The organism is Neoroseomonas rubea (genome assembly GCF_016106015.1).
Classification (GTDB): Bacteria; Pseudomonadota; Alphaproteobacteria; order Acetobacterales; family Acetobacteraceae; genus Neoroseomonas; species Neoroseomonas rubea.
The window spans coordinates 23,984-31,453 of record NZ_JACADQ010000019.1 but is presented as its reverse complement, the minus strand read 5'-3'; the positions used below and the strand labels follow the sequence as shown (position 1 = coordinate 31,453).

The 7,470-nt window shown below is 69.7% G+C and carries 8 protein-coding genes; 3 read left to right on the top strand and 5 right to left on the bottom strand.

The window, feature by feature from the left end; translation table 11 throughout:
* From HW577_RS04235 to mutM, 4 genes are all read right to left on the bottom strand, one after another.
* Nucleotides 1-392, bottom strand: a 392-nt coding sequence (locus tag HW577_RS04235) for a DnaA N-terminal domain-containing protein (RefSeq protein WP_408639519.1), incomplete at its 3' end; no start/stop codon positions are given.
* Between the two features lie 254 nt (nt 393-646).
* The gene (gene rpsT, locus HW577_RS04230; RefSeq protein WP_198374817.1) at nt 647-922 is read right to left on the bottom strand and encodes a 30S ribosomal protein S20; all 276 of its coding nucleotides are present in this window, start codon (nt 920-922) and stop codon (nt 647-649) included.
* A 150-nt stretch (nt 923-1,072) separates the two neighbouring features.
* Entirely contained in the window at nt 1,073-1,849 is a 777-nt protein-coding gene (locus tag HW577_RS04225; protein ID WP_198374816.1) for an enoyl-CoA hydratase, read from the bottom strand.
* A 55-nt stretch (nt 1,850-1,904) separates the two neighbouring features.
* On the bottom strand, nt 1,905-2,801 hold the full coding sequence (gene mutM, locus HW577_RS04220; protein ID WP_198374815.1) for a bifunctional DNA-formamidopyrimidine glycosylase/DNA-(apurinic or apyrimidinic site) lyase: 897 nt from the start codon (nt 2,799-2,801) through the stop codon (nt 1,905-1,907).
* A 43-nt stretch (nt 2,802-2,844) separates the two neighbouring features.
* On the opposite strand from mutM, the gene HW577_RS04215 reads away from it, so the two are divergent.
* Nucleotides 2,845-3,594 (top strand): class I SAM-dependent methyltransferase, encoded by a 750-nt coding sequence (locus HW577_RS04215; RefSeq protein ID WP_198374814.1) that lies wholly within the window; start codon nt 2,845-2,847, stop codon nt 3,592-3,594.
* A 13-nt stretch (nt 3,595-3,607) separates the two neighbouring features.
* Here the strand turns inward: HW577_RS04215 and HW577_RS04210 are convergent, their stop codons facing one another.
* Nucleotides 3,608-5,470 carry an endo alpha-1,4 polygalactosaminidase gene (locus HW577_RS04210; protein WP_198374813.1) on the bottom strand — a complete coding sequence of 621 codons (1,863 nt, stop codon included), beginning with the start codon at nt 5,468-5,470 and terminating at the stop codon, nt 3,608-3,610.
* Between the two features lie 336 nt (nt 5,471-5,806).
* On the opposite strand from HW577_RS04210, the gene coaBC reads away from it, so the two are divergent.
* Entirely contained in the window at nt 5,807-6,991 is a 1,185-nt protein-coding gene (coaBC, locus tag HW577_RS04205; RefSeq protein ID WP_198374812.1) for a bifunctional phosphopantothenoylcysteine decarboxylase/phosphopantothenate--cysteine ligase CoaBC, read from the top strand.
* Nucleotides 6,988-7,437 (top strand): dUTP diphosphatase, encoded by a 450-nt coding sequence (gene dut / locus HW577_RS04200; protein WP_198374811.1) that lies wholly within the window; start codon nt 6,988-6,990, stop codon nt 7,435-7,437. The genes coaBC and dut overlap by 4 nt, the downstream gene beginning before the upstream one ends.
* The last annotated feature ends 33 nt before the right edge of the window (nt 7,438-7,470 follow it).

Here is a 7,470-nt window from a genome sequence, read left to right as displayed (position 1 = left end):
TCGCCGGCCGCATTGCGCGGCGCGCGGCCGGACAGCGCCTCGGCCAGTCCGGAGCGCTCGGGGGCCACCTCGACCTCCGCGCCCTCGGCGGCGCCGCGCGGCTGCGGGCCCACGCGCACATCGACGCGGCGCACGCCGGCGTTCTCCTGCTGCCAGAGCAGGCTCAGCCGATCGCCGTAGTGGCTGCGGACCCAGTCGCGGAGGAAGCGGGTGGGCAGGTGGACGATGGCCTCGTCGCCATCCACCGAGGCAAGCGTCATCTGGCGCAGCCAGGTGCGGTACTCGACCTCGCCGACCTCGTCGCGGAGGCGTCCACGGATGCGGGCCCAGGATTCCGCGAAGGATGCTGCAGAGCGCGCGGTACCGGACCCGGGCTGCTTCTCCATCGCCATCCCCCTCAGCCGCCAATCCTGCCGGCGCGTCGTCGATCCTGCCAGCCCGAGGCCGACGGCCGCCGCACAATGTTAGCCAACCCTGCTCACGAACAGTAGCGCCCCTGGCACCCGGTGCAATCGTCAAAAACCGGATGCGTTGCGGCGTGAACAAGGCAAGTCACGCCAACAGCACAGGCGCGCGAACATCTTCGCGCCTGTGCGTTGGATACTTCGAGATTGTACAGAACGACGCCGCCAAACGGCGGCGTTGCTCAGCCCTGGCTTGCGGCCAGCGCCTTGACGCGCGCGGACAGGCGGGAAACGCGCCGCGCCACCGTGTTCGCGTGCATCACGCCCTTGGTCGCCGCGCGCTGCAGCTCCGGCTGCGCCGCGCGAAACGCGTCCTGCGCCGCCGCCTTGTCGCCAGACTCGATCGCTTCCTCCAGCTTGCGCACGAAGGTGCGCACGCGGGACTTGCGCGCCTTGTTGCGCGCGGTGCGCTTCTCGTTCTGGCGGATGCGCTTCTGCGCGGACGCGGTGTTCGCCATGGGGCTTCCGGTTCAACTCGGTCGAGGTTTCGAAGGTGCCGCGCCGGCGGGGGCCGCCACGGCGAAGGCGGGGGTTCTAATGCCGCGCGGCTTGCCACGTCAAGGCGGCGCGCAGCAGGAAATCCATGAACGCGGCTTAACGCTTGGCGCTCAACGATTTCCAAAGGTCGGCTTGCGCTTCTCGGCGAAGGCCGACATGCCCTCCTTCTGGTCCTCCGTCGCAAAGAGGCTGAGGAACAGCCGGCGCTCGGTGCGCACGCCCTCGGTCAGCGTCCCTTCGAAAGCGGCGTTCACCGCCTCCTTCGCCATGGCGACGGAAGGGGCGGACAGGGCGCCAATCTTCTCGCCGATCTTCACCGCCTCGTCGACCAGTTCGGCCGCTGGCACCACGCGGCAGACCAGGTTGGACCGCTCGGCCTCGGCCGCGTCCATCATCCGCCCGGTCAGGATCATCTCCATGGCCTTGGACTTGCCCACGGCGCGCGTCAGGCGCTGCGACCCGCCCGCACCCGGGATGATGCCGAGGTTGATCTCGGGCTGGCCGAACTTCGCGGTATCCGCCGCGATGATGAGATCGCACATCATGGCAAGCTCGCAGCCGCCGCCGAGGGCGAAGCCCGCGACCGCGGCGATCACAGGCTTGCGGATCTCGAGCACCGTCTCCCAGCGCTCGCCGATGAAGTCGTTGAGATAGACCGCGGGGAAGGTGCGGTCCTTCATCTCCTTGATGTCCGCGCCCGCGGCGAAGGCCTTCTCGCTGCCGGTCACGACGATGGCGGCGATGGCGGGATCCTTGTCGAAGCCGCGCAGCGCGTCGCCCAGCTCGCCCATCAGCTGGTCGCACAGCGCGTTCAGCGCCTGCGGCCGGTTGAGCCGTATGATCGCGACCTTCCCCCGGGTTTCCGTGAGGATCATCTCGTAGGCCATGCGCCTTCGTCCCTGCCGTGTGATCCCACACCCGTAGCGCAGCGGCGCCGCACCCTCAACGCTGGCGCCCGGGGCAGAAGAAGGTGGAGCGGCCCGACTGGACGATGCGCGCTATCCCTCCGCAGGGCGGAACGCCGGGGCAGCCTGGGCAGGGCTCGCCTTCCCGGCCATAGACCGCGAACTTTTCCTGGAAGCGGCCGACCTCCCCATCCGCGCGGACATAGTCGCGCAGGCTCGACCCGCCGGCGCCGATGCTTTCGGCCAGCACCGCCTTGATGGCGGGCACGAGCCGCGCCGCCCGCGTGCCCGGGATGGTGTGGGCAAGCCGGCGGGGCGAGATGCCGGCGCGGAACAGCGCCTCGCAGACATAGATGTTGCCGAGCCCGGCCACGACCTTCTGGTCGAGCAGCGCGGCCTTGATGGGCGTACGCTTGCCCTCGAGCGCCGCGGACAGCACGGCGGGGGTGAAGCCTGCGTCCAGCGGCTCGGGTCCGAGCGCGGCGAGGAAGCGGTGCCCGTCCTCCGCCACCGTCGGCACCAGGTCCACGCTCCCGAAGCGGCGGGGATCGACGAAGCCCACGCGCCAGCCATGGTCGGTGGCAAGTACCAGATGTTCATGCGCCTCGGGCGGCGCGTTGTGCCCACGCGCGTCGGACGCCGCCCCCTGCGGCCCGCTCCGCGGCGCCGGCGCCTCGCCCGCCCTGCGGGCGACCATGCGGCCGGACATGCCGAGATGGATCAGCAGGCTCTCCCCGCCGTCCAGCCGCATCAGCATGTACTTGGCGCGCCGCCGGAAGGAGAGGACGCGCCGCCCCTCGATGCGGCGGGCGAGGTCGGCCGGGAAGGGGAAGCGCAGGTCTGCGCGGCGCACCTCCGCCTCGACGATGCGGTGGCCTTCCAGCACGGCGGCCAGGCCGCGCATCACCGTCTCCACCTCCGGCAGTTCGGGCATGGTCCCTCCCCTTTCCCGCGCGCCACGCTATGTTGGGCGCACGATGAGCGACAGCCCCCTCGACAGTGCCGATTTCGGCTTCCGCACCGTTCCCCGCGCCGAGAAGGCGTCCATGGTGCGGGAGGTCTTCGAAAGCGTGGCCCCGCGCTACGACGTGATGAACGACCTGATGTCGCTTGGCATCCATCGCGTCTGGAAGCGGATCTTCGTCAACGCCATCGGCGCCTCGGCGCGGGAGACGCTGCTCGACCTCGCCGGCGGGACCGGGGACATCTCCTTCCTCGCGAAGGATCGCGGCGCGGGGCGCGTCATCCTGACCGACGTGAACCCCGCGATGCTGGAGGTTGGGCGCAAGCGGGCACTCGACCGCGGGATCGTCGATGGCCTCGACTTCATGGTGGTGGATGCCGAGCACATCCCGCTGCCCGACCGCAGCGTGGAGAAGGTCTCCATCGCCTTCGGCCTGCGCAACTGCACCGACAAGGACGCGGTGCTGCGCGAAGCGCGGCGCGTGCTCCGCCCGGGCGGGCGCTTCCACTGCCTGGAATTCTCGCGGCTGGAGATCTCGGCCCTCGTGCCGCTCTACGACGCCTGGTCCTTCAAGGCGCTGCCGGCGATCGGCGCGCGCGTGGCGCAGGACCGCGACAGCTACGAATATCTCGCCGAGAGCATCCGCATGTTCCCCGACCAGGAGACCCTGGCGGGGATGATGCGGCGCGCCGGGATGGAGCGGGTGTCCTTCCGCAACCTGTCCGGCGGGATCGTGGCGATCCACACCGGATGGCGGCTGTAGGTGACCGGCGCCGCTACAGGATGAACCATCCCGCTGAGGGTGCGGTGGTCGAGACGATGGTGATGGCGAAGTCCGCCGCGCGGTCACCGTTCATGTCGCCCGATGCCGTCCAGGTGTTCGTCCCGGTCGAGACCACGCGCAACTGCCCCGCGGCACCTGTGAAGGCGCCCGTGCCGATGTAGGCGAATGCCTGGTCGCCGGCGACGAGGTGGTTCGCGTCCATTGCTGAAAGGCCGATCCGGTCGCCCTCGGCGAAGGCGAAGTCGGCGATCCGGTCCGGCGTCGCGACCGCCGTGTCGGTGCGCGTCGAAAACTGGAACAGGTCCGCCCCCGCGCCGCCCGTGAGCGTGTCCTGCCCGGCCTGGCCGTCCAGCGTGTCGTTGCCGCCTTGGCCTTCGAGCCGGTCGTTGCCCCCCGCCCCGAGCAGGCGATTGGCGTTGCCGTTGCCGATGAGGGTGTTGGCGATGTCGTTGCCTGTGCCGTTCAGGACTGCTGCGCCGATCAGCATCAGCACCTCGATGTTCGCCCCGAGTGCGAAGCCCGTCCCGCTCGTCGCATGCACCGTGTCGGTGCCGGCACCCGCATCGTCCCACGCCACGTCGCCGGCGTTGACGATGATCAGGTCGTTACCAGCGCCGCCCTTCAGGCTGTCCATCCCGGCGCCGCCATCGATCGTGTCGTTGCCCGCGCCGCCGAAGACGGTGTCGGCGCCGGCGTTGCCGACGATCAGGTTCGCGAGCCCGTTGCCCGCCATGGACCGCGCGACGGTGGTGGTGGCGATGAGGACCTCGACCTCCGCGCCCAGGCTGAAGCCCGCGCTCGCCATCACGGTGTCCATGCCCTGGCCGGCGGCTTCCACCACGACATCGGTCACGGCGCTGGCGATGTAGAGGTCGTCGCCAAGCCCCCCGACCAGCCGGTCCGAGCCATCCCCACCGTTCAGCGCGTCGTTGCCGCCATTGCCGTTCAGCGTATCGGCGCCCGCCGCGCCGAACAGGCTGTCCGCCTCCGACCCACCGAACAGCACGTTGTCGCCGCTGCCACCGGCGAGCGTGACCGGCCCGCTCGGCTGGACCACCTGCCCGGGCAGCACGCCTGAGTAGTTCACGCCCTTGAGGTCCAGGTTCGCGGTGTAGACGCCCACCCCCGCCGCGGCCGCCTTGGCCTGCGCGTCGGCCACCTTGGCCGCGTTCCCCGCGACGTACTCGATCGCGACGACATCCTTGCCGGCGGCGATCGCGCGGTTGATGAGGTTCAGGCTCCAGTTCGTGACAGTCGTCGATTCAAGGGAACCATTGTCCTTGTAGAACAGGTTCTCCTTGTACATGCCGTCGATGGCATTCAGATAGGCATCGTGGACCAGCAGCTTCTCGGCGTTGTTCACCCAGATCTCGAATTGCGGGTTCTTCGCCTTGGCATAGGCCGAGAGATAGGTGACGAGGCTGACCATGGCCGCTTCGGCATTGCCGCCGGGGACGTTGCCCGCGGACCAGGCGCGCTCATACACGTCGACCACGTCGAAATAGATGCCGTCATATCCGGCGGCGATCATGCGATCGATGTAGCCCGTCGCGACCGCGCGCCATTCCGGCGTCCAGTAGGCGACGGCGTAGTTGCCGGCCCAATCGGGGTTTTCCGGCCCGATGATCGAAGGGGGGATGGTGTTGAAGTAATCGCGGTAGGTCTCGGCCTCCCCGATGCTGAAATAGCCGAGCAGGAGGCCGCCGCCGGGACCGCCGCCCATCTGAGCGACTTCGGCATTGGTGAAGAACTTGGCGTTGTCGTTATAGACGTCGATGACCTTGACGTCGAAAGGCGCGGCAGCAACCGCGGTCGGTTGGACCCCCGTCAGGACGTACATCCCAGTCTTAGGCATGGTCTGCTCCCCCTGTTCTCACCACTGTCTCCGTTTGGATACCCATGTTTCCCGATATTGCAAACGGGTGCTCTCTTGTTGTGATCTCGTTATGTTCATGACTGACATGGTCATGACACGACTTTGCCGCTATCTCATTTTGGAGCGGCGAGGTTGATCCAAAATTGAGATCATCGGCTCGCATTGCTCGTCGCAGGGTTGTGGAGGCTCGCGTCACGGGCCGAATCCGCGGCGTTCCGGCCATTGCACGGCATGCAAAAAAATCGCGGCGCCACATTTCCCGCGGCCCGGCCCGGCGGCCTTGCGCGGCGCGGAAAAACCGCCAAGCCTGACGCGATGCTCGCCGGCCGCCGCCTCCTGCTCATCGTCTCGGGCTCCGTCGCCGCCTACAAGGCGCTCGAATTCGCGCGCCTGGCGCGAAAGGACGGCGCCGAGATCATGGCCATCCTGACCGCCGGCGGCGCACGCTTCGTGACGAAGGAGGCGCTGGCCGCCATCACCGGCGCCCGCGTGCATGACGATCTCTGGGCGGCCGAGGCCGAGATCGGCCATATCCGCCTCGCTCGCTGGCCCGATCTCGTCGCGGTCATCCCGGCCTCGGCCGACCTGCTCGCGAAGATGGCGGCGGGGCTCACAGACGACCTCGCCACCTGCGTCCTGCTCGCCACGCGCGCGCCGGTGCTGGTCGCGCCGGCCATGAACCCGGCCATGTGGGGCCATCCTGCCACCGCCGCGAACATGGCGGCCCTTCGCGCCCGCGGCGTGCATCTCGCCGGCCCCGAGGACGGGCCGATGGCCGAGCCCGAAAGCGGCCCCGGCCGGCTGATGGAGCCGCCCCGGCTGCTGGAGGCGATCCGCGCTGCGCTTGGCGGCGGGCCGCTCGCCGGCAAGCACCTGCTCGTCACCAGCGGGCCGACGCATGAGCCGATCGACCCGGTGCGCTACATCGGGAATCGATCGTCCGGGAAACAGGGCCACGCCATCGCCGCGGCCCTCACCGCACTCGGCGCGCGCGTCACGCTCGTCTCCGGCCCCGTGGCGCAGCCCGATCCCCCAGGCGTGACGGTCGCGCGCGTCGAAAGCGCGCGGGAGATGCTGGCGGCCTGCGAAGCAGCGCTGCCGGCCGATGGCGCCATCTGCGCCGCGGCCGTGGCGGATTGGCGCACGGCGCGGGAGGCGACGCAGAAGATGAAGAAGGTCCCCGGCGTCGTGCCGCCGCCCCTCGAACTGGCACTGAACCCGGACATCCTCGCCACGCTCGCCGCCGCCGGGCCGCGCCGCCCGCGCCTCGTCGTCGGCTTCGCGGCCGAGACGGAAAGCGTCGTCGACAACGCCATTACCAAGCGCGCGAAGAAGGGCTGCGACTGGATCGTCGCGAACGATGTCTCCGGCGACGTGATGGGGGGCGCGGAGAACGCCGTCCACCTGGTCACGGCGGCAGGCGTCGAGGATTGGCCGCGCATGGCCAAGGAGGAGGTCGCGCGGCGCCTCGCCGCGCGCATCGCGGAGGCGCTGGCATGACCCATCCGATCATCGACGTCGTCCGGCTGCCGCATGCCGAGGGCCTGCCCCTTCCGTCCTACGCGACCGAGGGCGCGGCGGGGATGGACCTGCTCGCCGCCGTCATGTCCTCCGTCGTCATCCCGCCTGGCGGGCGCATGCTGGTGCCGACAGGGCTGCGCATCGCCATCCCGCCCGGCTACGAGCTGCAGGTGCGGCCGCGCTCGGGCCTCGCGCTCAAGAACGGCATCGTGCTGCCCAACAGCCCGGGCACGATCGACGAGGATTATCGCGGCGAGGTCGGCGTCATCGTGCTGAACGCCAGCGACGCGCCCTTCACCGTGGAACGTGGGATGCGCATCGCCCAGGCGGTCATCGCGCCGGTCGTGCGCGCCGCCTGGCGGGAGGTCGCCGAACTGCCCGAGACCGCGCGCGGCGCAGGAGGGTTCGGTTCCACCGGAACCTGAGACAGGCCCGCGGCGAAGACGGGCGAGGGAGGG